A 22,755-nucleotide genomic window follows, 5' to 3' on the forward strand; every position below is an offset into this window, starting at 1 on the left:
CGCGACGATGCGGTACGCACCCGAGCACAAGCAGGCCACTCGCGAGCGAATCCTCACGGCGGCGCAGACGCTCTTCCGGAAGGAGGGCTTCGCGGGCGCGAGCGTGGAGCGCGTCATGCGGGCCGCGGGCCTGACGGTGGGAGGCTTCTATGCCCACTTCGCCTCGAAGGAGACCCTGCTCGAGGAGTCCGTGCGCGTGTTCTTCCGGAACCAGCAGGTGCGCTGGTTCGGCGGACTGGAGAAGTTGCGCGGCGCGGAGTTCCTCGACCTCTTCGTGCGGCGCTACCTCAACCCCCACATCCGCGACAACATGGAGACGGGCTGCATCATGCCGTCGGTGCTGTCGGACCTGACGCGCGGGACACCGGAGGCCCGCGAGGCGCTCGCGCAGGGCCTGGAGACCCTGGCGGAGGAGCTGGGGGCCCATGTCCCGGGTGGAGAGGGCGTCACCGACCGACAACGGGCGCTCGCCACGGTGGCGCTGCTGTTCGGCGCGATGACGCTCGCGCGGGTGACGAAGCACCTGCCGCTCTCGGATGAAATCCTGGAGGCCGCGCGGGCCTTCCTGCTGGCGGGGGGCGCGCCGCCTCCGAAAAAGCGACACTGAGGGCGCGGGGGCGCGCGTGGTGCTCGCCTCCCATCACCGTGCCTTCGGGCCGGGGTGGAGGTGGTGATGTCCTTCGCGCGCGGCCGTCCGATGCTGTGGGGGCTCGCCCTCGTGGCGCTGTCCTGCCTGGGGGTTCCACGCCCGCGCCCCGCGAAGGACCCGGCGGCGCTGCGCTACAACATCACCTACGTGCGCGAGCCCACGCACGCGCTCGATGTCGAGGTGGTGCTGGTGCGAGGCACGCCGCGCGCGTTCCGCTTCACCCAGCCGGGAGGCGTGCACACCGTGAGCGCGTTCCGCGAGGACGGCGAGCGGCTCGAGTTGAGCGTGAGGGATGGACAGGTCCTCCTGCCCTCGGACATCCGCTTCCTGCGCTATCGCTATGAGCTGGATGCGCGCATCGGCGCGCGCGGACCCGACCTGTTCTCGGGTGGGGGAGAGGGAGACGCGCGGCATCTCGCCGGACGTGCGTACCTCATCCGTCCCAACCAGGCGCCGCCCGACCTTCGCGTGGAGCTGGTCGTCGAGGGCACGGAGGCGCTGCTGCCGTGGCAGCCCGATGACACTGGCCTGTATCGGCTGCGCGCCGAGGACCTGGTGGACTCCGGGTTCCATGGCTTCGGGGGGCGCCGCTGTCAGGTGGTGTCGCCGGATGCGGTGCTGGACGTGGCCGTGCTCGGCCACTTCACCTGGGTGGACGACACCCAGGTCTGTGCCTGGTTGAAGCAGGCCGCGGAGGAGGTGCGCACCGTGCGCCGCGCGTTTCCGTATCCGCGCGTCACCGTGCGGGTCATCCCCGTGCCCGGACGCGAAGGTCCGAGCCTCTTCGGCATGGTGCTCTGGAGCTCCCCGCCCAGCATCTCCCTGCTCGTGGGCCAGGACGCGAGCGCGGCCTCCTTCGAACGGGACTGGGTGGTGCTCCACGAGATGCTCCACCTGACGCATCCCGCGTTCCTGCCGCGCGTGCCCTGGCTGTCCGAGGGCCTGGCCACCTACTTCACGGAGCTGGCCCGCGCGCGTTCGGGAAGGCAGAGCGCCGAGCGCGCATGGGAGGAACTGGTGGACGGCTTCGCGCGAGCTCGTCGCGTGGCGGGAGCCCGCACGATGGAAGAGGTCGTCACCGACGGTGACTTCGCGCTCGGCACCTATTGGACGGGCGCGCTCTTCGCGCTGCATCTCGATGTGGAAATCCGCCGTGTCACTGGAAACCGGCGCCACCTGGAGGATGTGTTGGAGTTGCTCGCGGAGCGGGGGCCCACTTCCACGTTCGGTGCTTTTGGCGTGGCGGTGGACGCCGTCGCGGGGCAGCCGCTGTTCGACGCGTTGCTCGCGCGGCACCTGCGGCGCGTGGCTTTTGCGGAGCAGGAAGGTCTGCTAGAAGCGCTGGGTGTGACGGCGGGAGCCGAGGGCATCGAGCTGGTGTCTGCCCGGGACAGCTCGTTGCGTGAGGCGATGGAGGGTCGGCGTATCCGCGATGTGTCGCGGTGAGTGGCGCGGCTCGCGGGATGTAACCGGTGGGCAGGATGTTGCGTACCGGATGCATCCGCGAACCCCTGACATCCGTAAATGAGGTCCGCCACATCCAGAGCCCCGTGGGTGCCTGTCGCGCTCCTGGGGTCTGGGGCTTCATGTAGTTCAACCTGTAGTTCCCCCTCAACGCAGCACCGAAAGGAAGCAACACCATGAACGCGAAGGCTCTTGCGGCGATCGTCGGCACCCTGTCCCTGGCCTCCCTCGCCACCGGCTGTGCGTCCACCAAGTCCGCGGAGGCCACGCCGGCCGCCGCCGAGAAGGGCGCCGAGGGCTCCTGTGGCGCGGCGAAGGCCGACGGCAAGGGCGCCGAGGCGGGCTGCGGCGCGCAGAAGCAGGAGGGCACTGCCCCCGCCGCGACCCCTGAGAAGGGCGCCGAGCACGGCTGCGGCGCTGGCGGTTGCAACGGCCAGAAGAAGTAGTCCTCGGCGCACCGGGGGCAGGTGACGACACCTGCCTCCTCGCGCCGACTTCCGGGCGGTGGGAAGAGCACCTCCCGCCGCCCGGTTCATTTGTCTCCCAGGAGGTGGCTGGCCGTGGTGGCGACGTACGCGCGAAGACACGGGCTTCAGCCCCTGGGCGTGGGCATTGGCCTGCGCAGGAGCTTCTACGAGGAGCTGCCGCGCACCGAGCGGGCGCTCGACTGGGTGGAGATCATCCCGGAGAACTTCCTGTCGCTCGGAGGCCGCCCGCAGCGCGCGTTGGACGCGTGCAGGGAGCGCTGGCCGGTGTTGCCGCATGGCGTGGGGCTCGATATCGGCGGGCCGGATGCGCTGGACGTGGACTACGTCACGGGGCTCGCGGCGCTGGTGAAGCGCGTGGACGCGCCGTTCTTCTCGGACCACCTGTGCTACTCGCGGCTGGGCGGCGTGTACCTGCATGACCTGCTGCCGCTGCCCTTCACCGAAGCCGTCGTCGAGCACGTGGTGCCCCGCGTGCGTGAAGTCGTGGCGCGCGTGGGCCGGCCGTTCCTGCTGGAGAACCCGAGCTACTACGCGAACATGCCCGGCGGCACGCTGTCCGAGGCCGACTTCCTGCGGCACGTGGTGGAGGAGGCCGACTGCGGGCTGCTGCTGGACGTGAACAACGTCTATGTCAACGCGCGCAACCACGGCTACGACGCACGCGCCTTCATGGACGCACTGCCTCTCGAACGCGTGGCGCAGATCCACCTCGCGGGCCACACCATCTACCCGGACGTCATCATCGACACGCACGGCGACCGCGTCTGCGACGACGTGTGGTCGCTGTATCGCTACGTGCTGGAGCGCACCGGCCCGGTGTCGACGCTCATCGAGTGGGACCAGGACATCCCGTCGATGGAGGCGGTGCTGGACGAGGCGGACCTGGCGCGCGCGGCGCTGCGGGAAGGGGCAGGGCGATGAAGCCTTCGCTGAAGCACTTCTTCGACAGCATGGGCACCTACCTGGCGCGCCCGGGCGGCGAGTCGCTGGAGCGGCTGTACACGGCGCATCCGGAGTGGCGCGCGCCCTCCTCACGCGTGTCCCTCTACGGCGACTTCGTGCGAGGCCACGTGCGAAGCGCGCTGGAGAAGCTCTTCCCGATGCTGCGAGGCGCGGTGGGCGGGGAGGCGTGGAACGCGTTGGTGGAGGACTACACGCTGACCCGGCCCGCGCGGCACCACGAGGTGAATCACATGGGCGAGGGCTTCCCTGCCTTCGTCGCGGACGGGGTATCGTCGCGCGGACTTCCTCCCCATGCCCCCGCGCTGGCGCGGTTCGAGTGGTCGGACTTCGCGGTGTTCTCGTCCCAGGCGGAGTCACCCGAGCGGGTGGAGCGCCTCATGCCGAATCCCACGCTGATGGTGCTGGAGCAGCCGTACCGCATCTGCGCCTACGTGCGCGCGAAGGGCGCAGTCGCGGTGCCCCAGCCCGGTGACGAGCTGGCGCTGTTGTGGCGTCATCCGGCGCAACTGGTGACGTACTACCAGGAGGCCACGCCGCACGCGCTGCTGGTGCTGAAGATGGCGGTGGAGGGGCTGTCCGCGTCGGACGTCGCGGTGGCCACGGGGATGCCGGAGGCCGACATCCTGGGCGCGGTGGTGCGTCTGTCGCGAGACGGCCTGGTGCTGTCGCCCGACGCGTGACTCCGTCGCGGGGCCTCGGTGCGACTCAGTTGCGGACCGAGCACACCTGGCCGACGGCGGAGTCCTCGCAGCGCGACAACCCCGGGCACTCCTGGTCCTGGGTGCACGCCACGGTGCACTGGCCCTCCAGACACAGCCCGCCCGACAGGCCGAGCTTCTGGCAGCGCACGTCGTCCGCGCACTCCGCGCCCAACTGGAGCAGCGCACCACAACCCACGAAGCGCGCGGGGTCCGGCAGGCAGCTGCCTTGCTGGCAGGTGAAGCCCGCCTCACACCGGTTCGCCGCGATGTCCTCCTCGTTCACCGACTCACTGCACTGCTTCACGCAGGCGACGCCGCCCTCGGCCAGGGGTTGGCACGCGGCGCCCACCTGGCAGCTCCCGTCGTCCTGGCACGCGCCACAGCGCGGCCCGGCCGCCGCACAGCGGAAGCCCTTGCACATCATCCCCGCGCCACACTGGCCATCCAGCACGCACTCGACGCAGCTGCCGCCCGGGCCACACACCAGGCCGTCAGCGCAGCCCGTCAGGCCGCAGCGGTTGAGCAGCTCCTCGTTGGCCTCCAACTGGACCTTGAGCTCCTTCTTCTCGCCAGCGCCCACGCACGCCTCGGCCTGGACCTCCGGAAAGCCCACCCCGGCGATGCTCAGCGCGTAGCACCCATCCGGCAGGGGGCCCACGCGCAGCCGGCCCGCGCCATCCAGGACGAGCCGCTCGAAGGGCGTGTCCCGCACCGAGACCTGCACGCCGGCCACCCGCTCGCCGTGCGAGGACTTCACCCGCATCTCGAAGAAGCCCGCGTCCCGAGGGGCCACGCGCTGGAGCTTCACGGACTGGCCGCCGGCGACCTTCACCGACACCCGCGTCGCCTTCTCCGCCGTGGCGACCACGAACAGCTCCGCGGGCCCGGTGGGCACGCCTTCCAGCTTGAACCTTCCCTCCGCATCCACCGCCGAGCGCACCTCATGGGCCCCGACGAGGGACACCACGGCGACCTCCGGGTCGAACTCCGTGAGCTGGCCTTCGATGGTCCCCACGCGCAACGGAGCGTTCTCCAGATTGCCGCACGCTCCCAGGCCCAGGACCAGGAAGACACCCAACGCGATGTGTTGTCTCGAGCCCATCAGAAGCGATACCCCACACCGGCCCAGCCGCCGGTGAATCCCACGGCCTGTCCCTCTCCATCCACCACCACGTAGGTCAGCATGAGCTGCGCCTGGGTCATCAGTTCCAGACGTTCACCCACCCTCACCACCATGCCTCCCACCACGCCAGGGCTGACCGTGAAGAAGCGCTGGCCGCCGGGGAAGGTCTCCACATCGAAAGACCGCCCCAGGTACAGGGCGGCCACGCGGGGACCGGCGAACAGCGTCAATCGTTCCCATCTCCACAGGTAGGGCAGGGCCACCCCCGCGGAGAAGGTGGTGTAGCGAAATGGCACCTCGTCCCCGGGTTGGAGCTGGAGCGCGCGCCGGCCCGTGCTGAAGCCCACATCGAACAGCAGTCCGAAATCGCGCAGCGGCCGGTCCTCCAACCGCAGCGACACGGCGACCTCCGGCGCCAGGGGCAGCAGCTCCGCGCGGCTGCGCGCGTCCGCGAAGGTGAACATTCCCCCGAGCAGCGACAGCGAGCGCCGGGGGAACGCCTCCGACAAGAGCTGCTCCAAAGGCAGCCGCTCCCCCGCGCTCACCTCCACGTCGCGGCGCATCAGCACCGCGTCGCCCTTGGTCAGCTCCACCGTGCGCTTGCCGGGCACCACCGCCGCGCCGCCGGGCAGCTCCGTGCGCGCCTCCCCGTCGACCTTCAGCGTGAAGCCGTCCAGCCGGGGGTTGTAGGAGAACAGCTCCGGCCGGCCCGTCCGGGCGATGGTGCCCGACAGCACCACCGGGTCCGCGCCCACTTCCAGGATTTCCGCCGAGGGGCGCTGACGGCCCTCGGTGAAGGCAAAGGTACGCCGGCGCGCGTAGTCATGGGCCTCCGTCGCGGTGACGGCGCCGTCCGTGTTGCGGTCCGCGCCGCCGCCCAGGCCCTCGACGAGGAAGTGCGTGTAGATGTCGTTGCGCAGCCCCTCGTCCTCGCGCGCCGTCTCGCCCCAGTCGCAGGCGGCGAACACCATGGATGCTCGCGAGGACTCCTCCAGCGGGCGCGCGTAGAAGCCGGACTTGACCCCGGACAGCTCCTTCTCCAGCTCCTTGGGCAACAGCGACTTGCCGTTGCCGCTGTGACAGGAGGCGAGCACCAGCAACCGGCGCCGACTGGAGAGCGCGTCGAACTCCGCTTTCAGCATATCCATGGACAACGCCGTCTGGGCGATGGCGCGATAAGAAGCGTCCCTCGTCACCAGGAAGCGGCGCAATTCGCCCGTGGCATCCCGGGCCAGGGTGCCGTGCGCGGAGAAGTAGACCACGACGACGTCGTCCGGGCGGTGGGCCTGCTTTCGCAGCTCCCGCAGCGCCGCGAGGATGGCCGCGCGCGTCGTCTCCTCGGGCCGCGTGAGTACACGCACCTGGTCGAACCGCCCGCGCGCCGGGTCCAACATCGCCGCCGCCAGGTCCGTCGCGTCCTTGGCGGGGTAGCGCAGGCCGCGCCAGTGGGGGTCGTCGAACTCGGAGATTCCCACCAGCAGCGCCATGCGCCGGGGCGTGTACGCGCTCGACAGCGCCTCCTCGTCGAGCCGCAGCGGCACCAGTCCGCCCTTCTCCGTCCCCAGGGACGAAGGACCCGCGCACGCCGTCAGCGCGGCCAGCAGGATGGGAAGAAGGCGCCTCACATTCACCTGATCAGCGGGGATTCTGGCTGCTTCGGACGCGGACGTCGAACCTCGTCACCGCCAGCGTGCCTTGTTCCCATCGCTCACCTTCTCCCACCAGCACGCGCTTCACCTCGTCGACCGAGGGTTGCAGGCCCGTGGGGGAGGCAGCCAGCCACAGCGTCAGCGGGCCGGACTCGCCCTCCAGGCTGACGCCGGAGAGGCCCTGGGGGTCCTGCAGGTCATGCGTTCCCGCCTCCAGCTCGAACGGTCCGAGCAACTGGGGCTCCTCGCCCGCGCGCTGCTGGAAGAGCAGGGCGGTGCCCGCCTCGGTGGCGTGGTAGCGCAAGAGGAGCACGTCGCGGGAGTCCACCTGGGTGTCCGGGTCCAATCGGCGCAGGCTGCCATCCGCGCCCCGAACCACCACCGCCAGCTCCAGCGCGATGCGCCCCACCTGGCCCTTCACCCCGGGCTCCTGGGACGCGGTCCCCACCTCCACCCCGGTGCCTCCCTGACGCAGCCGGGGCACCACGACCACCGCGAGCAGGCCCGCGGCTACGGCCCCGGCGATGAGGCCCCACTTTCGGGTGTCCAGCCGGGGCGCGCGCAGCCGCCGTCGCACCCGCGCGAAGCCCACCTCGTCCAGCGGCGCGTCGCTCTGGGGCTGGGCCAGGGCGAGGAGCACCGCGTCCACCTGTCCATCCAGGACGTCGGGGCCGGAGTGGGTGGCGAGGAAGCTTTCACACGCCTCACACGCGGTGGCCAGGTGCTCGCGGAAGTACTTCACCGCGTCCGGCTCACGACGGGCAAGAGCGTGTAGCGCCTCGTCATCCAGGTGTCTCATGACCTCTCACTCCCAACGTCCGGCGAGCACTCGCCGCAGCAACTCTCTTTTGATACGGCCCCGGAAGCGCTCGAGTCTCATCGTCACCGCGCTTTTTCCCACACCCAGTTGCTCGGCAATCTCGCGCGCGGACAGCTCTCCTTCGATATAGAAGAGCCGGACTGTCCGCTTCTCTTCGCCCTCGGGCAGCTCGGAAATGAGCTGTCGGACCACCTCGATGTCGCGCTCGAGCTGGAGGGCCTCCGGAAGGGCCGGGACTGTCTCCGGTTCCGGGTCCGCGATGTCGTCTTCCAGGCGCCGCACGCTCGCCTTGCGCTCCAGCCGGGTCCGGGCCCGGTTGCGTGCGATGGACAGGAGCCACGCCTCGAAGGCCCCGGCTTCCTTGAGTCGGGGGAGGGCCCGGAACGCCCGGACGAAGGTCTCCTGGATGACGTCTTCCACCTCGTCGGGGTCCAGCGGGGCGAACCCCGCCATCAGCCTCGCCACGAGGGGGCGAGTGCGCCGGTACAGCTCACTGAAGGCGGAAGCCTCCCCATTCGCCGCGCGCCGCACCCATTCCGCCAGTCCCTCCGTGGAACCCACCTGTCCTCCAAGACCCCCGGCGGTGTCCGGTGGCCACGCGACTGACTCGACCGTCCCCTGACCCCGCGAGGAAGCGGGCGGAGCGGACTGCTTCCTACTGGCTCCCAGGGGGGGCTTGGGGAGAAGAATGCACCCCGCCGTTTCATTTTCGCGAAGGACCCCGCCATGCGCGTCATCAACTTCAACCCTGGCCCCGCCGGCCTGCCCCTGCCCGCCCTGGAGCGCGCCCGGGACGAGCTGCTCGACTTCCAGGGCTCCGGCATGTCCGTGATGGAGCACAGCCACCGGGGCAAGGAATACGAGGCCGTCCACGACGAGGCCATCGCCCTGCTGACCGAGCTGACGGGACTGCCGTCCACCCACCAGGTGCTCTTCCTCACCGGCGGCGCGTCGCAGCAGTTCGCCCAGGTGCCGATGAACTTCCTCACCCCCGACACGAGCGCGGACTACCTCATGACGGGCGTGTGGAGCGAGAAGGCGCTCGACGAGGCGAGGTACTACGGCAAGGCCCGCGTCGCGGTGACGACGGTGCGGTCCGACAAGCACTACACGCGGGTCCCCCGCCAGGACGAGCTGAAGCTGGACCCCCAGGCCTCGTACGTCCACCTGACGAGCAACAACACCATCTACGGCACCCAGTGGCACACGACGCCGGACGTGGGCACCGTCCCGCTGGTGGCCGACATGAGCTCCGACTTCCTATGGAAGAAGATGGACCTGTCGCGCTTCGGGCTCGTCTACGCCGGCGCGCAGAAGAACCTGGGACCTTCCGGCGTGACGCTGGTGGTGGCGGACAAGGGCTTCATCGCGCGAGGGCGCAAGGACATCCCGAAAATCTTCCGCTACTCCGTCCACGCGGAGAACAACTCGCTCTACAACACGCCCCCCACCCTGGCCATCTACCTGGTGCGCAACGTGCTCGCGTGGATGAAGAGCGTGGGCGGCCTGGAGCAGGTTGAAGCGTGGAACCGCCAGAAGGCGGAGCTCTTGTACGGCGCGCTCGACAGGCTCTCCGGCTTCTACCGGGCGCCGGTGGAGCGCGAGTCCCGCTCGGTGATGAACGTCGTGTTCCACCTGCCCACGCCGGAACTCGACGCGGCCTTCGTCGCTGACGCGAAGCAGCAAGGAATGGTGGGGCTGAAGGGGCACCGGACGGCGGGCGGAATCCGGGTTTCCACGTACAACGCCGTGACTGTGGAGAATGTGCGCACCCTTGTCACCTTCATGGAACATTTCGTGAAGACCCGCGGGTAGTCTCCGTCGAACTCGCGGAACAACTCATCTGGAGGGTTTCATGAAAGCCACGCTGCCCGCCGTCGCGCTCTGCCTGCTGTTCGCCGTGCCCGCATTCGCCAAGGAAGTGGCCGGGGTGAACTATCCGGACACCGCGAAGGTGGGCGACAAGGAGCTGAAGCTCAACGGTGTGGGCCTTCGCAAGAAGGTCGTCTTCAAGGTCTACACGGTGGGGCTGTATCTGGAGACGCCGTCGAAGGACGCGGCGCAGATCATCGCCGCGGACGAAACCAAGCGCGTCCGCATGTACATGCTTCGTGACCTGGACAAGAAGACCATCACCGAGGCCATCTCGGACGGCTTCAAGAAGAACGCGGGCGCCAAGCTCCCCGCGCTCCAGCCCAAGCTGGACTCGTTCAACGCGTCCATCCCGGACCTGAAGAAGGGTGACGAGCTCATCCTGACCTACGTGCCGGGCAAGGGCACCGAGGTGAAGAGCACCAAGGGTGGCGAGGACATCTCCGTGGAGGGCAAGGACTTCGCGGACGCGCTCTTCTCGGTGTGGCTGGGCAAGGACCCGGTGGATGGCGGCCTGAAGGACGGGATGCTCGGCAAGGACTGAGCGAGTCGTCACACCTCGCGTCACCTCGGGCGCCCCGTGTCTCGGTGAGAGGCACGGGGCGTCTTCGCGTTTTCGGGCGCCCTGGGTGACGCTTGAAATACGTGGATGCGTGGCGCGTAGTAGGAACGTGCCCGGCTGCACGGCGACGCCGGGTCTGATAGCAACCGGCCGGTCAGGAGGACGACATGGGTGGTATTTGCGCGTGGCTGGTGCTGGGTGGAATCGCCGGCTGGTTGGCGAGCATCATCAAGGGCACGAATGCGAAGATGGGAATCTTCGCCAACATCGCGACCGGCGTGGTCGGTTCGATGATTGGCGGCTGGCTGTTCAGCCTGCTGGGCGGCCGGGGTGTGACGGGGCTCAACCTCTATTCGCTGGCGGTGGCCACGGTGGGGGCGGTCATCCTCATCAGCATCGTCCAGGCGATACGCAAATAGCGGCCGGGGCCCCTCACGCCTTCAGAAGAGGCTGAGCTGGGGTGACGGCGGAGGCTTGCGCGGCGGACGCCGGAAGGTGTCCGGCGCGTCCTCGGTGATGTAGGAGGTACGCAGGCCGACCTTGCGCGCCGTCGTGTCGAAGAGGCGGTGGATGGTCTCCGCGTAGAGGCCTTCGCCGCGCATGCGGTGCTTGAAGCGGGAGTCGTTGAGCTCCCCACCGCGAATCTCCCGGATGCGGTGCAGGACGCGCTCGGCGCGCAGGGGCAACTTGGCGCGCAGGCGTTCCTCGAAGACGTCCTTCACGGGCCCGGGCAGGCGCACCAGGGTGAAGTGCGCGCGGCTGGCGCCGGCTTCACGCACGGCGGTGAGCACGCGGTGGATGTCCTCGTCGTTGAGCCCCGGGATGATGGGGGCCACGGAGACGGCCACGTTGAGGCCGGCCTCGGCCAGGCGGCGAATCGCGAGCAGCCGCCGCTGGGGGGAGGCCGCGTAGGGCTCCATGGCGCGTGCGACTTCCGCGTTGTGGAAGGGCAGGCTGATGCTGACCCAGAGCCGGGCGTCGCGCGAGATTTGCTGGAGCACGTCGAGGTCCCGCTCGATGAGCACGCCCTTGGTGATGATGCCCACGGGGTTGCGGTACTCGGCGCAGACCTCCAGGCAGGCGCGGGTGAGGCGCATGGAGGCCTCGAGCGGCTGGTAGCAGTCGGTGACGCCGCTGAAGACGACGGTTTCGCCCTTCCAGGACGGGCGCTCGAAGTGCTCGCGCAGCAATTCCGCCGCGCGGGGCTTCACGACGAGCTTCGTCTCGAAGTCGGTGCCCGCGCCGAAGTCGAGGTACTGGTGCGTGGGCCGCGCGTAGCAGTACGCGCAGGCATGGAGGCAGCCCCGGTAGGGATTGACGCTCCAGCTGAAGCCCACGTCCGGGCTGTCGTTGTGCGAGACGACCTGCTTGCTGTGGTCTTCAAAGACTTCCAGCCGCGAGGGTGGGATTTCGTCCAGGTACTCCACCGCGGTGCTCGCCCACGGGTTGGGCGGATTGTCGATGGGGCGTGCCTTCACGCGCACAGGGTGGGGCTGAAAGCGCGTTCAGTCAAGGATTAGAGTAGCGAACGATTTTTTCTGACCGCGGTTGAGGTGGAATGCGCTCCGGGTTCGTTTCCTGTCGGCAGCATCAACGTCAAGCAGGAGCTCTCGAGCATGAAGTCTCTTGGAATGAAGCCGCTTCTGACAGTCCTGTCAGTGCTGGTGGTCTCCCTGGTGGGATGCGGGGTTGCGGAGGAAGCGTCCCACGTCCCTCCTGGTTCCACGTCCCAGGCCCTGGCCGGACCCTATGATGCGTGGGTTGCCCGCCACGCGCTCACCGCCGCCCAATACCAGACGGAGTTCAATACCTGGACCGGGCAAGGCTATCGCCTCTCCTATGTCAGCGGCTACGAAGACGGAGGCAGTGTCCGTTACGCGGCCATCTGGGAGCAGACGAGCGGCCCGGCCTGGCGGGCCTTCCACGGGCTGACCTCCGCGCAGTATCAGACCACCGCCGTCAATCAAAACGCGCAGGGATACCGCCCGGTGGTGGTCAACGGCTACAGCGTCGGAGGCGTCGCCTACTTCGCGGTCATCTTCCATTCGGACGGGGTCGCCGCGTGGGTGGCCCGCCACGACCTGACCGCGGCCCAGTACCAGACGGAGTTCAACACCTGGACCGGGCAGGGCTACCGGCTCGTGCACGTCAGTGGGTACACGTCCGGTGGCGCTGAGCGCTATGCGGCCGTCTGGGAGCAGACCAGCGGGCCGGCGGCGCGGGCCTATCACGGGCTGACAGCGGCCCAGTACCAGTCCACGTTCAATACCAACGCGTCCCAGGGCTACCAGGTCGCGAAGGTCAGCAGCTACAACGTGGGCGGCACGGACCGGTATGCGGCCATCTTCCATGCGTCAGCGGGGATTCCGATTGCCGCGCGTCATGGCCTCACCTCCGCTGGCTACCAACAGGCCGCGACGGACCTCAAGAACCAGGGATACCGCCCCGTCGTGGTGGCGGCGCACAACAATGGGAGCCAGCCCGAGTTCGCGCTGGTCTGGCAGAACCTGACGTTCAGCGCGGCGGACCTGCAGCACATCGACACCACCGTCCAGCAGGCGATGTCCAACACGAACACCGTCGGCCTGTCGCTGGCCATCACGCGCCGCGGGCGTCTCGTGTTCGCCAAGGGGTATGGCCTGGCCGACCAGGCCAACAGCACCCCGGTCAACTCCTCCCACCGCTTCCGCGTCGCCAGTGTGTCCAAGCCGATGACTTCCATCGGCATCATGAAGCTGATTGAGAACGGCCAGATTCAACTGACGGACCGCGTCTTCGGCCGGGGCGGATTGCTCGGTGAGACGTACGGCGCGCAGGGCACCTACCGGGACAGCCGCGTCCTGAACATCACGGTCCAGCAACTGCTGGAGCACACGGCGGGCGGCTGGGACAACGACGGCGCGGATGGGACGGGTGACCCCATGTTCATGAACACGAGCATGACGCACGCGCAGCTCATCCAGTGGGTGTTGCAGAACGTGTCGCTCGAGTTCGCGCCGGGGACGACGTACCAGTATTCGAACTTCGGCTACAGCGTCCTGGGTCGCATCATCGAACGCGTCACGGGGATGACCTATGACGCCTATATGCAAAGCCAGGTGTTCACGCCCAGCGGCGCCACCAGCTTCGCCGTCGGAGGCGATACACTGGCCGCGCGTCTGTCGAACGAGGTCGTCTACTACCAGCTTGGCGCGGGGGCCTTCAATCCATACGGCATGCCGGTGCGTCGCATGGATGCGCACGGCGGCTGGGTCGTCACGCCCATCGACCTGCTGCGCGTCTCCGTTCGAGCGGATGGGTACTCGACCGTCCCGGACCTGCTGAGCACAAGCTCGCTCACCACGATGACCACGCGCACGACGGCACCCGATACCTTGGGCAACCCCGTCAACTATGCGAAGGGCTGGTCCGTGAACAGCCTCCCCAACTGGTGGCACGGCGGCTATGTCCCGGGCACCCTGGCCCTGCTGGTGCGGACCGATGACCGCTATGGGCCGAGCCGCGCCGAGGAGTTCACCTGGTCCGCCATGACCAACTCCAACAACAGGGCCGGCTCGGGCACGTCGGACATCAACCTCGACAGCCTCATGTGGAGCGTCGTGAATGGCGTCAGCGCCTGGCCCGCGCACGACCTGTTCTAATCACGGCGCGTGGGACCGGCGGGGCTCGCAAGCGCCTCCGCCGGTCCGTTGGTGCGCTGTCCCGCGGGAAGGACCTTCCTCCCGTCGGGGCGTCCGATAGTCCGTGGCCAAGGTCAAGACCGGGGAGCAAGAGCCGGCGGCCCGCTCACTCCGAGTGGCCGAGCCCGGTCCATGTCGTCAGCGTGACGCCCGAGTACGCCGAGTACACGCGGAGGCCGACGAAGTACGTGCCCGCCGTCGGCGCCGTCAACGTGCAGGTCTCGGTGTTGCCGCCGAGATAGGGCCGACATTGGTAGGCCGTCGTCGTCGGGGCCGTGCCGAAGTTGACATAGAGGTCCGCGTCACCCGTGCCGCCGCTGAGCGCGAACGTCACGGCCGATTGGCCCGAAGGGACATCGACCGTCCAGTAGTTGAAGTGGCCGACGATGCTGTCCGCGATATTGATGATCGGGTCCCAGGGCGGTGGGGGCGGAGGAGGAGGGACCACGGGGATGGGCCAGGGCCAGGGCCAGCGCCAGGGCGGGCAGAGGGGTGGATCGTCGAACGTGCCGGTCAGGTTGACTCCCGAGAACACTGACCTCCCGTAAAGGCTGACATGGTACCTGCCTGCCTGCGGCAGCGTGAACGTGCAGGTCTCGTTGTTGCCGCTGAGGTTCGGACGACAGTGGTAGGTCGTCGTTGTCGGCGGCGCGCCGAATCTGGCGTAGAGGTCCACGTCACCCGTGCCGCCGCTGACCTTGAAGGTCACTTTCGACCTGCCGGCGGGGACATCGAGACTCCAGTGCTGGAAGGAGCCCGCGCTACCCGAAAGGCCGGTCATCGACAGCCAGGGGGTGGGCCCGGGGCCCTCCACTTCAACGCCGATACATACCGCCTTCCAGGCGTTGCTCACCGAGGTGATGGTAGCGGCGTCGTAGCCCAGCTGTGCGGCGGCCTGCTCGGTCGCGGTCTTGGCCGCCTCGAAGTTGGAGCTGGCGATGAGGATGTCCCTGTTGGCCTTGTAGAAGATATTCGCGGCCTTCTCGATGCCGATGCCCGCGACCACCGTCGTCGTCTTCGCGCGTGGGTGCGTGCCGCCCTGAGACAGCAAGTAGAACGCCAGATTGGAGATACCCGAGCTGTAGTGCACATCCACGCCGGAGGAGTAGTCGCTGTAGCAGTCGAGTGAGTCGCCATCCTGTGTGGGATTGGCCATGTATCGCAGGGCGTCGTTCGGGATGTGCGGCGTCCAGATGCCGTCGCCGATCTCCCACGTGTGAGGGCTGACGACCTTGCCGTCGCCGTACCACTCGCAGACCGCACCGAAGATGTCCGACAGGGACTCGTTCAGACCGCCGGACTCACCCGAGTAGATGAGCTCGGACTCGTGGTCGGTCACGGCGTGGGTCAGTTCGTGCGCGGTCAAGTCCAGCGAGTTCGCCAGGTTGCTGGCGTTCACGCCGTCACCGTCGCCATACACCAGCTGCGTGCCGTCCCAGAAGGCGTTCACATAGGCGACACGGTGGTGCACGGTGCTGAGGAGCGCCGCGCCCGCGTTGTCGATGGAGTCACGGCCAAACAGCTCGCTGTAGCAGTCATACACCGTGCCCAGATGGTCGTAGTTGGTGTTGACGACCGGGTCGGGGTGCTCAGCCTGGCCCTCGCCGCGGACCAGCGTACCGGGCAGCGTGGAGGCGTTGTTTCCGTTGTAGATGCGCCGGTTGAGCGCGGAGTGGATGCGCGGATGCACGGCGAGCAATTCGCCATCATTCGCGTCCACATAGACCAGGTCTTTGGAGGGGATGCCCGCGCGCTGGCCTTCGACTTGGACCTGCCATGCCAGATGCATCTCCTCGTCACCTTCGGGACGGAGGAATACCTGCTTCGGGGACCCAACGGCCATGGCGGGCTCCGCACGCGAACCACGTACCGCCACCTGGGCGGCATTCTCGGGCGGTATCACGCCCTCTCTCGAAACGCGGCCACCACCCCGTGCGTTGCCGTTGACCGCGTAGACGGCTCCCTGGGAATCCACGTGGAGCACCAGGGCGCTACCGATGACGGGCAAGCCCCCGTGGAACTGCTGGAAGCGCAAGTGCCGGTGGCCCTGCTCGTCCACGTTCTGCTTGCGGAACACCAGGTCCTCGCCCCGCATGCGGAACTCCGACGCCACGTCATTCAACACTCCACGGACATCCTCCCCCGTGGCCCGTGATTTCTCGGTGAAGACACGCGGGACGCGGCCGAGGTCGCGGCGGACGAAGTAGTGGCCATCTGTCCTGGAGTCGACGTGTGGCCTGGGCGCGGATGCCGGCGCGGTCGCCTCCACGTGCGTGGCCGCCGAGATGGCCATGGCAGGTGGCACCTCTCCGGACGGGGCATCGCACGCCGTGATGCTGGCGCAGAGGCAGGTGGTCCATATGACGTACGCAGAGGGAAACTTCATGGCTTCTCCTTGGCTCTCGCCTCGATGGAGGAACTCCGGGTCGGGTCCGGAGCACCTCCCCATGGCAATCCGACTCCGCCGGACGGCCGCCTTGTCACACGCGCTCTTATCCAACCGATGGCATCCGCCAAGCGTGCTCGAGGCCAGGGGTTTTGGGGATTCCCTAAAACGAGGGAGAGGAGTGTCCAGCGTGTCGTGAATCTGAAATTCATTGCTCCAATCGCGCGCAGGAAAGACCTCGCAGGACATTGCTGCCCCTCCGCTTCGGTGGTGGATTCCCCCTATTCCTCCGGGTTTGTTGTTTTTGTATCTAATGAACGCGCGTCATCCACATCACCGCACTGCAGAAGGGATAGACCATGATGCGTGGCATCCGCTGGCTCGCCGCATGTTTGTCGTTCTCCCTCTCTGGCTGTTCCGCCGGAGATCTCGAGCCCTCCGAGGCCTCACAGCCAGAGCAGAGCGTCCTCACGAGCGATGCCCGCCTCCAGGACATCGCGACGGCGCTGAGCGCGCTCCCCGACGTCCAGGTTCTGGGCTCACACGGTGACGGCGTGCCGTACATGATTCATGGAGAGCTGGGATGGGTGGGCCAGAGCCTCGCGGACGTCACGGTCTGGCAGGCCCACGAGTTGGTGACCACGGCACTGGAGCGCATCGCCCCGTCTTTCCGCCTCGACGCGCGCGACCTGGTGCCTCGGCGAATCGCTCGTGACACGCAGGGACGCACCCATCTCCGGTACTCGCAGACCAAGGACGGCCTGCCGGTGGTCGGTGGTGAGTTGGTGGTGCACCTGGATGCGTCTGGACGGGTGTACGCGGTGAACGGCTCGGCGCGGGACGGGGAGCAGGTTCCCTCCAGCCCCGGCATCGCGCTGGAGACCGCCCAGCAGGTGGCCTTGCGGAAAACGCCGGGCGCCAGCGCCTTGGAGGGCATGCCTCGCCTTGTTTATGTCCGTGCGACCGCGAAGGACCCGCTGCGGTTGACCTGGGAGGTGCGGGTGACGGGCACCGCCGCCGCTACGCCCCTGCGGGACCGTGTCTACGTGGACGCCTCGGATGCCTCCATCGTCCTGCGCGCGCCGGAGATCCACGACGCGCTCAACCGCAGGGTGTACAGTGCCAACAACGCCACCAGCCTCCCCGGTACGCTCAGGCGCGGCGAGGGGCAGGGGCCCACGGGCGATGCCCACGTGGACGGCAACTTCGACGTGCTGGGAACCACGTACGACTGCTTCAACACACTGTTCGGGCGTGACTCGATTGACAATGCGGGCCACACGCTCACCAGCACCGTGCATTACTCCACCCACTACGTGAATGCCTTCTGGGACGGCACGCAACTGGTGTGCGGCGATGGAGACGGGGTCAACGCCGGGCCGCTGTGCACGGACCTGGATGTGGTGGCCCACGAGCTGACCCACGCGGTGACGGATTTCGAGTCCGGCCTCATCTATACCGGCGAGTCCGGCGCGCTGAACGAGTCCCTGTCGGACATTTTCGCCTCCGTTTGCGAGAGCTGGTCGAACTCGTGGTCCATGGGCCCGGACATCTGGAAGATTGGCGAGGACATCTGGACGCCCGCCACGCCCGATGACGCCCTCCGATACATGAACGACCCGGTCCTGGACGGCGCCTCGCTGGACTACTACGGGGACTACTCGTCCGACACCGACGTGCATTACGCGTCGGGCATCTCGAACCTGGCGTTCAAGCTGCTGGCCACCGGCGGTGTGCATCCTCGCGGGCGCACCCCGACGGAAGTCCCAGGCATTGGCGTAGAGGCCGCTGCTCGCATCTTCTACAAGGCCAGCACCGACTACTTCACCGCCAGCACCACCTTCGAGCAGGCCAAGACCTATACCCAGTTCGCGGCGCAGGACCTCGGCTTCAGCGCGGCCGTGCTGGAGTCCGTGAGCCTGTCCTGGCAGGCCGTGGGCTTCCCTCTCTACTTCCCGACGTTCTGCACGACCCTTCCTCGCTTCAGCGGTACCGTGACGAACCTCAACGGCGCGGTGGGTTCGAACCGGTACTACTGCGCGGACGTCGGCGCATTCACCTCCCCGTACTTTACCCTTGGCGGAGGCACGGGTGACGCGGACCTTTACGTGCGATACGGCGCTGCTCCAACGAAGAGCGTCTACGACTGCCGCTCCTACTCGACGACCAACACCGAGGTGTGTACCGGCACGTCACGGCCCGTACCGGGCAGGTTCTGGGTCATGATCAACGGGTACCGGGCCTACTCCGGCGTGACGTTCAGCTATTCCTTCTGAGCGGTGCGCGGGCAGGGATGGCGGGCGGCTGCCCGCTCCGGGGACAGGGCCATCCCAGACTGAAGACGAGCATGTCCCTCCTCCACGGGGCCGTGTCTGGCGTATCGATTCAAGCGGTTGACGCGCCGCTCGAAGGTGGGCGGCGCGAATCCGATGAAAATCGTCAGGGTCGCGAATCCATAGGGCGGGATTTCGTCCAGGTGCTCCACCGCGGTGCTCGCCCACGGGTTGGGCGGATTGTCGATGGGGCGTGCCTTCACGCGCACAGGGTGGGGCTGAGAACCCGTTCAGTCAGGTGCCGGATGCGTGCGAGGTTGAGGGGAAGGCGCGCCCAGGAGCGTTACACCGCGACATTCCTCCGCATGGAAGGGCCGCGAATGAGATTCCTCCTGCTCCTGCTCTCTTTGTTTCTTTCGAGCTGTGCCTCCCCGGCCCGAGGCGTGGCCGCGCAAGGGGGCGCGGTGGCCTCTGATGCCGACCGGATTGTGCGTGACCTCTGCGACAAGCAGCTCGCGCTGCTCGGCGAGGAGTCCCACCACGGCAATGGCAGGACCATCGCTTTCAAAGCGGAACTGACCCGCAGGCTCGTGGAAGAATGCCAATACGATGCCTTTTTCATCGAGACAGGCATCTATGACTTCCTCCACCTCCAGGTGCTGAGAGAGGCGGGCCAACCCGTCAGCGAGGACCTGGTTGCCACTGCGATTGGTGGGATGTGGGCCAATCAGGAGATGGCGCCCCTGATTCCGTTCCTGTCCGAGCGGCTCAAGGCGGGGACCCTCGTCGCGGGTGGGATTGATGATCAGATCAACCGAGGCACCTACGCCCAGCGCGAGATGGCGCGCGAACTCATTCCCTTTCTGGAGGGCCCGAGGCAGGCCGCGTGCGGAGAGGAAATCGAGAGGAACATGTCCTGGAACTACGACGACGCCCACCCATATACGGCGGAGCACATGAAGTTCATCCTGGGCTGCTGGACGGAGCTGGGGGCGGTGCTCTCCAGGCCCGGAGTGGCTGTGACGCCGAGGGCTCGAGGCCAGTTGCAGATGGTCCGCAGCCTTGAGCGGAACTACACCCGTCAGGTCGCCGCGATGTCCCGGGCTCCGGACGCGTCTGGAGGGACCTGGAGCTGGAGCGATTTCGATGACCGCTCCCGCTCCATGTTCATGAATCTGGAATGGCACCTGGCCTAGTCATCCAGGCCCCGAAAGGCCATTGTCTGGCTTGCCACCGTTCATGCGGCGAAAGACCTCAAGGGCCTTGATGCGGACACCCGGCACGGGACGTCCTTCGGGTCCTACGTCCAGGAGAAGTTCGGGGCGCGGGCCTTCGTGTTGGGCTTCTCCGCGCGATCCGGGAGCTATTCCATCGGCAGCACCCCTCGCACGAATTCCCTCGCACCCGCGCGGGACGACTCCCTGGAGGGCTGGGCGTTTTCGGGCCACACCGGGGACACGCGGTATCTGGATGGGAGCCAGCTGCGTGACTTCGGGCCCCGAGTGGCGCGTCCCTTGAACGACGCGTGGATGACGGCCCCTTGGGCCACGGTCATGGATGGGCTGCTCATCTTCCGGGAAGAAGCCCCACCGCGCCCGGTGGCCCGGGCGAGCCCAGCGACGCATTGACCCCACCAGCGAGTCTCGGAGGGGTCAGGGGCGCTCCATCTTCCGTACCAATGTGAGAGTCATTGTTACCCCAGCCATCCAAGGACTGGCGCTCAATCCAAACCGAGACAAGCATGGTGGCGCCGTGCCCCGCTCCTCGACTGGCCCCAGGTCCTGGGGCCCCGGAGTCACCATGCAGCCTCATTCGCTGTTCTCCCGCGTCGCTTGTCTATTTTCACTCGTCACCCTGGGTTGTGGCGCTCCTGATGCAAAGGAGCCCGCGGCCCAGGCGGACCAGCCCTCCGCGGTAGGTCACTACCGCTGCATCCCGCTCTCCGCGGAAGCGCTGCGCGTGACGGCACCGTCCACGGCCCTCGTCGTGGGAGACTCACGGCAGGAAGCCCAGGTCACCACGGCCCGGCTCTGCCCCAGCGGGCAGGTGCCCCAGGCGGTGTACAACCCGGCGCCGCCGCGCCCGCTCGCGTCCTGGCTGCCCGCGATGCCCGGCGCGTCCGAAGACAATCGTCCCGTCCATGCGAGCGCCGACTCCATCTTCTACGTGGGGGTGTACAAGCCGACGTCAGAGACGGGTTACTCGCTGGGGGTGGGCGCGCGTCTTCAGATCAACAACCCCCAGGTCGCCCACACCTTGGACCAGGCCAGCACGGTGGTGTCGATGGTCCGGGGCAGCAGCACGTCGATTGTCGCGACGGGCTACCGCAAGTTCCAGACGTCGTATCCCACCCTGCTCGTCGGCCACACGGTGGGAGGCGTCTTCCAGCACGTCACGGGCTGGGTGCAGGTCCACCCGAGCTACTACCCGGGGATGGACCTGAGCGGCTACATCGGCGCGAAGCCGCGTTTCTTCGTCCTCTATTCGGGAACCGACTGGTGGGTGTATTTCAATGATGCCTGGGTGGGCTACTTCCCCGGCTCACGGTGGGGCGGCGCCTTCACGTCGGGCGACATGGCCCACTGGTACGGTGAGGTGTTCGACGCGGGTGCGCGCCTGCCGCCGGTGACGGACATGGGCAACGGCTTGTTCCCACCGAACGCGGCCTCCGGCGCCATCGACGAGATGTGCACCCACTCGGGCACCAACTGCTACAGCATTGGTGCCGGGCAGACGTATGTCTCCAACGCCGCGTATTACGGCCTGTACTACCCGGGCCTGTCGAACCTCCGTTACGGCGGAAACGGCGGCGGGTAGCCACCGCTCGGAAGCTTGGGAGACGGGCGTGTCCTCGCTCTGGGGGCATCGCCCGGTGTGTAGATTCAAGGGGTTGACGCGCCGCTCGGGCATCGGGCGGCGCGGTCCGGAGAAAATCGTCGAGGTCGCGAATCCGTTCGTCGGGTGCCCGCCTCTTAGTGGGCAAGGCAGGGCATTTTCCCCGCCGCCGTCTTCCAGGGACTCGCATGGCCGCCGCCCACCCGTTGCCCGCTGCTCCCGACGCGATGCTGCTCGCGGCCCACGCGGGGGATCGCGACGCGATGCTCCGCCTCCTCCAGGCGCTCCAGCCCAACCTCAGGCGGTACGCGCAGCAGCGCTGCTTCATCAGCGACATCGACGACGCGGTCCAGGAGTCGCTGCTCTTGCTGGCCCGCCACCTGGGCTCGGTCCGGAAGCTGGCGTCCCTGTCGGGCTGGTTGTTCCGCATCGTTCAACGCGAGTGCCGCCGCCTGGGGCGCGTGGCCCTCAAGCAGGACCCCTACGAGGAGGCGCGGGCCGACCAGTGGATGGTCTCGCACACGCCGGACTCCGCTCGACTCGATGTGGCCTCAGCGCTGGAGTCATTGCCTCCGCACTACCTCGAGGTTTTCCTGTTGCGCGACTTCGAGGAGCTGTCCATCCGCGAAATCTCGGAGCGCCTGGGCGAGGACGTGCCCGCCGTGAAGAGCCGGCTGCACCGGGCCCGCGCCATGGTGCGCGAGTACCTGCTGGCCTGACCTTTCATCCCCGCCTCATCGACATCCGAAGAAGGAGACCTGTCATGGCCAATCCCATGTCCACCCTCGGCATCATCCACACCGTGCTCAGCCTGCCCCCCATCGTCTTCGGTGTCTGGGGCTTCCTTCGCGACGGACGCATCGACCCCGGCACCCGCGTGGGCCGGCTGTACCTGCTCGGCATGGTGGCGTCGATTCTCACGTCGTTCGGTCTCTCCATCACGGGCGGCTTCAACCCCGGTCATGGACTGGGCCTGCTCGCGCTCGTGCTCATGGCGGTGGGCGTCGTCGCCTCGCGCGTGGGTGGGTTCGGTCGCGCCACGCCCTACGTGGAGACGCTGACGCTGTCCGCCAGCTTCATGGTGCTGCTGGTGCCCGGCATCAACGAGACGCTGACGCGCCTTCCCGCGGGCCAGCCCATCGCCAGCAGTCCGGAGTCGCCGCCCGTGCAGACCGCCCTGCTCGTGCTGGTGGCCTTCTTCTTCCTCGGTGCCACGTACCAGGTGCTGAAGCTGCGGGCGCTCGCGCGAAGGAGCCCGGCGGTCGGCTCGGCGGCGTGACGCCTGCTTCG

21 protein-coding genes are annotated in these 22,755 nt (G+C 67.8%); 15 read left to right on the forward strand and 6 right to left on the reverse strand.

What is annotated here, in order from left to right; genetic code table 11:
- Positions 1–7: 7 nt before the first annotated feature.
- The 5 genes from HUA74_RS04860 to HUA74_RS04880 all read left to right on the forward strand — a co-directional run bounded on the left by HUA74_RS04860 (position 8) and on the right by HUA74_RS04880 (position 4,244).
- Positions 8–607, forward strand: a complete 600-nt coding sequence (locus tag HUA74_RS04860; protein ID WP_174453561.1) for a TetR/AcrR family transcriptional regulator — start codon at positions 8–10, stop codon at positions 605–607.
- 66 nt (positions 608–673) lie between these two features.
- A complete protein-coding gene (locus tag HUA74_RS04865; protein ID WP_174453562.1) occupies positions 674–2,095 on the forward strand; it encodes a hypothetical protein in 1,422 nt (473 codons plus the stop codon).
- 194 nt (positions 2,096–2,289) lie between these two features.
- Positions 2,290–2,559, forward strand: a complete 270-nt coding sequence (locus HUA74_RS04870; RefSeq protein ID WP_141643519.1) for a hypothetical protein — start codon at positions 2,290–2,292, stop codon at positions 2,557–2,559.
- Between the two features lie 117 nt (positions 2,560–2,676).
- The gene (locus HUA74_RS04875) at positions 2,677–3,522 is read left to right on the forward strand and encodes a DUF692 domain-containing protein (protein ID WP_371745505.1); all 846 of its coding nucleotides are present in this window, start codon (positions 2,677–2,679) and stop codon (positions 3,520–3,522) included.
- Positions 3,519–4,244 (forward strand): DUF2063 domain-containing protein, encoded by a 726-nt coding sequence (locus HUA74_RS04880; RefSeq protein ID WP_174453564.1) that lies wholly within the window; start codon positions 3,519–3,521, stop codon positions 4,242–4,244. The genes HUA74_RS04875 and HUA74_RS04880 overlap by 4 nt, the downstream gene beginning before the upstream one ends.
- Before the next feature lie 25 nt (positions 4,245–4,269).
- On the opposite strand, the gene HUA74_RS04885 is transcribed toward HUA74_RS04880, so the two are convergent.
- From HUA74_RS04885 to HUA74_RS04900, 4 genes are read right to left on the reverse strand one after another with little or no spacing between them, the layout of a single operon-like run.
- Positions 4,270–5,367: a carboxypeptidase-like regulatory domain-containing protein gene (locus HUA74_RS04885; protein WP_174453565.1), complete on the reverse strand. Its 1,098-nt coding sequence runs from the start codon at positions 5,365–5,367 to the stop codon at positions 4,270–4,272.
- On the reverse strand, positions 5,367–7,013 hold the full coding sequence (locus tag HUA74_RS04890; protein ID WP_141643523.1) for a caspase family protein: 1,647 nt from the start codon (positions 7,011–7,013) through the stop codon (positions 5,367–5,369). The genes HUA74_RS04885 and HUA74_RS04890 overlap by 1 nt, the downstream gene beginning before the upstream one ends.
- Before the next feature lie 10 nt (positions 7,014–7,023).
- The gene (locus HUA74_RS04895; RefSeq protein WP_174453566.1) at positions 7,024–7,836 is read right to left on the reverse strand and encodes a hypothetical protein; all 813 of its coding nucleotides are present in this window, start codon (positions 7,834–7,836) and stop codon (positions 7,024–7,026) included.
- A 6-nt stretch (positions 7,837–7,842) separates the two neighbouring features.
- Entirely contained in the window at positions 7,843–8,418 is a 576-nt protein-coding gene (locus HUA74_RS04900) for a sigma-70 family RNA polymerase sigma factor (RefSeq protein ID WP_174453567.1), read from the reverse strand.
- Between the two features lie 165 nt (positions 8,419–8,583).
- Here HUA74_RS04900 and serC point away from each other — a divergent pair, with 165 nt between their 5' ends.
- The 3 genes from serC (at position 8,584) to HUA74_RS04915 (ending at position 10,710) form a co-directional block, all read left to right on the forward strand.
- Positions 8,584–9,672: a 3-phosphoserine/phosphohydroxythreonine transaminase gene (gene serC / locus HUA74_RS04905; protein WP_174453568.1), complete on the forward strand. Its 1,089-nt coding sequence runs from the start codon at positions 8,584–8,586 to the stop codon at positions 9,670–9,672.
- A gap of 40 nt (positions 9,673–9,712) precedes the next feature.
- Positions 9,713–10,273, forward strand: a complete 561-nt coding sequence (locus HUA74_RS04910) for a chalcone isomerase family protein (RefSeq protein WP_141643527.1) — start codon at positions 9,713–9,715, stop codon at positions 10,271–10,273.
- Positions 10,274–10,458: 185 nt separating this feature from the next.
- The gene (locus HUA74_RS04915; RefSeq protein WP_141643528.1) at positions 10,459–10,710 is read left to right on the forward strand and encodes a GlsB/YeaQ/YmgE family stress response membrane protein; all 252 of its coding nucleotides are present in this window, start codon (positions 10,459–10,461) and stop codon (positions 10,708–10,710) included.
- A gap of 21 nt (positions 10,711–10,731) precedes the next feature.
- Here the strand turns inward: HUA74_RS04915 and HUA74_RS04920 are convergent, their stop codons facing one another.
- A complete protein-coding gene (locus HUA74_RS04920) occupies positions 10,732–11,769 on the reverse strand; it encodes a PA0069 family radical SAM protein (protein ID WP_141643529.1) in 1,038 nt (345 codons plus the stop codon).
- 138 nt (positions 11,770–11,907) lie between these two features.
- Between HUA74_RS04920 and HUA74_RS04925 the strand changes: the two genes are divergently transcribed.
- Positions 11,908–13,932, forward strand: coding sequence for a serine hydrolase (locus HUA74_RS04925; protein ID WP_254623514.1), 2,025 nt, complete (start codon positions 11,908–11,910; stop codon positions 13,930–13,932).
- A gap of 145 nt (positions 13,933–14,077) precedes the next feature.
- Here HUA74_RS04925 and HUA74_RS04930 read toward each other — a convergent pair whose 3' ends face one another.
- Positions 14,078–16,357 (reverse strand): M4 family metallopeptidase, encoded by a 2,280-nt coding sequence (locus tag HUA74_RS04930; protein ID WP_174453569.1) that lies wholly within the window; start codon positions 16,355–16,357, stop codon positions 14,078–14,080.
- A gap of 359 nt (positions 16,358–16,716) precedes the next feature.
- Here HUA74_RS04930 and HUA74_RS04935 point away from each other — a divergent pair, with 359 nt between their 5' ends.
- The 6 genes from HUA74_RS04935 to HUA74_RS04955 all read left to right on the forward strand — a co-directional run bounded on the left by HUA74_RS04935 (position 16,717) and on the right by HUA74_RS04955 (position 22,744).
- Entirely contained in the window at positions 16,717–18,633 is a 1,917-nt protein-coding gene (locus HUA74_RS04935) for a M4 family metallopeptidase (RefSeq protein ID WP_254624888.1), read from the forward strand.
- Between the two features lie 377 nt (positions 18,634–19,010).
- Entirely contained in the window at positions 19,011–19,826 is an 816-nt protein-coding gene (locus tag HUA74_RS04940; RefSeq protein WP_254624889.1) for a hypothetical protein, read from the forward strand.
- Between the two features lie 21 nt (positions 19,827–19,847).
- Positions 19,848–20,258, forward strand: coding sequence for a hypothetical protein (locus HUA74_RS45400; protein ID WP_371817198.1), 411 nt, complete (start codon positions 19,848–19,850; stop codon positions 20,256–20,258).
- 172 nt (positions 20,259–20,430) lie between these two features.
- Positions 20,431–21,447, forward strand: a complete 1,017-nt coding sequence (locus HUA74_RS04945) for a neprosin family prolyl endopeptidase (protein ID WP_174453570.1) — start codon at positions 20,431–20,433, stop codon at positions 21,445–21,447.
- Positions 21,448–21,653: 206 nt separating this feature from the next.
- Complete coding sequence (locus HUA74_RS04950) at positions 21,654–22,184, forward strand: RNA polymerase sigma factor (RefSeq protein WP_217443330.1); 531 nt, start codon at positions 21,654–21,656, stop codon at positions 22,182–22,184.
- A gap of 44 nt (positions 22,185–22,228) precedes the next feature.
- On the forward strand, positions 22,229–22,744 hold the full coding sequence (locus tag HUA74_RS04955) for a hypothetical protein (protein WP_174453571.1): 516 nt from the start codon (positions 22,229–22,231) through the stop codon (positions 22,742–22,744).
- Positions 22,745–22,755: the final 11 nt, after the last annotated feature.

The organism is Myxococcus sp. CA051A, assembly GCF_013336705.1.
Lineage (GTDB): Bacteria > Myxococcota > Myxococcia > Myxococcales > Myxococcaceae > Myxococcus > Myxococcus llanfairpwllgwyngyllgogerychwyrndrobwllllantysiliogogogochensis.

What these genes read in the sequence shown, in the direction of transcription:
- HUA74_RS04860 (WP_174453561.1), top strand. Translation starts at nt 8, where the DNA reads ATGCGGTACGCACCCGAGCACAAGCAGGCCACTCGCGAGCGAATCCTC.
- HUA74_RS04885 (WP_174453565.1), bottom strand. Translation starts at nt 5,367, where the DNA reads ATGGGCTCGAGACAACACATCGCGTTGGGTGTCTTCCTGGTCCTGGGC.
- HUA74_RS04935 (WP_254624888.1), top strand. Translation starts at nt 16,717, where the DNA reads ATGATGCGTGGCATCCGCTGGCTCGCCGCATGTTTGTCGTTCTCCCTC.
- HUA74_RS04925 (WP_254623514.1), top strand. Translation starts at nt 11,908, where the DNA reads ATGAAGTCTCTTGGAATGAAGCCGCTTCTGACAGTCCTGTCAGTGCTG.
- HUA74_RS04895 (WP_174453566.1), bottom strand. Translation starts at nt 7,836, where the DNA reads ATGAGACACCTGGATGACGAGGCGCTACACGCTCTTGCCCGTCGTGAG.
- HUA74_RS04880 (WP_174453564.1), top strand. Translation starts at nt 3,519, where the DNA reads ATGAAGCCTTCGCTGAAGCACTTCTTCGACAGCATGGGCACCTACCTG.
- serC (WP_174453568.1), top strand. Translation starts at nt 8,584, where the DNA reads ATGCGCGTCATCAACTTCAACCCTGGCCCCGCCGGCCTGCCCCTGCCC.
- HUA74_RS04930 (WP_174453569.1), bottom strand. Translation starts at nt 16,357, where the DNA reads ATGAAGTTTCCCTCTGCGTACGTCATATGGACCACCTGCCTCTGCGCC.
- HUA74_RS04915 (WP_141643528.1), top strand. Translation starts at nt 10,459, where the DNA reads ATGGGTGGTATTTGCGCGTGGCTGGTGCTGGGTGGAATCGCCGGCTGG.
- HUA74_RS04955 (WP_174453571.1), top strand. Translation starts at nt 22,229, where the DNA reads ATGGCCAATCCCATGTCCACCCTCGGCATCATCCACACCGTGCTCAGC.
- HUA74_RS04945 (WP_174453570.1), top strand. Translation starts at nt 20,431, where the DNA reads ATGCAGCCTCATTCGCTGTTCTCCCGCGTCGCTTGTCTATTTTCACTC.
- HUA74_RS04950 (WP_217443330.1), top strand. Translation starts at nt 21,654, where the DNA reads ATGGCCGCCGCCCACCCGTTGCCCGCTGCTCCCGACGCGATGCTGCTC.
- HUA74_RS04940 (WP_254624889.1), top strand. Translation starts at nt 19,011, where the DNA reads ATGAGATTCCTCCTGCTCCTGCTCTCTTTGTTTCTTTCGAGCTGTGCC.
- HUA74_RS04865 (WP_174453562.1), top strand. Translation starts at nt 674, where the DNA reads ATGTCCTTCGCGCGCGGCCGTCCGATGCTGTGGGGGCTCGCCCTCGTG.
- HUA74_RS04870 (WP_141643519.1), top strand. Translation starts at nt 2,290, where the DNA reads ATGAACGCGAAGGCTCTTGCGGCGATCGTCGGCACCCTGTCCCTGGCC.
- HUA74_RS04910 (WP_141643527.1), top strand. Translation starts at nt 9,713, where the DNA reads ATGAAAGCCACGCTGCCCGCCGTCGCGCTCTGCCTGCTGTTCGCCGTG.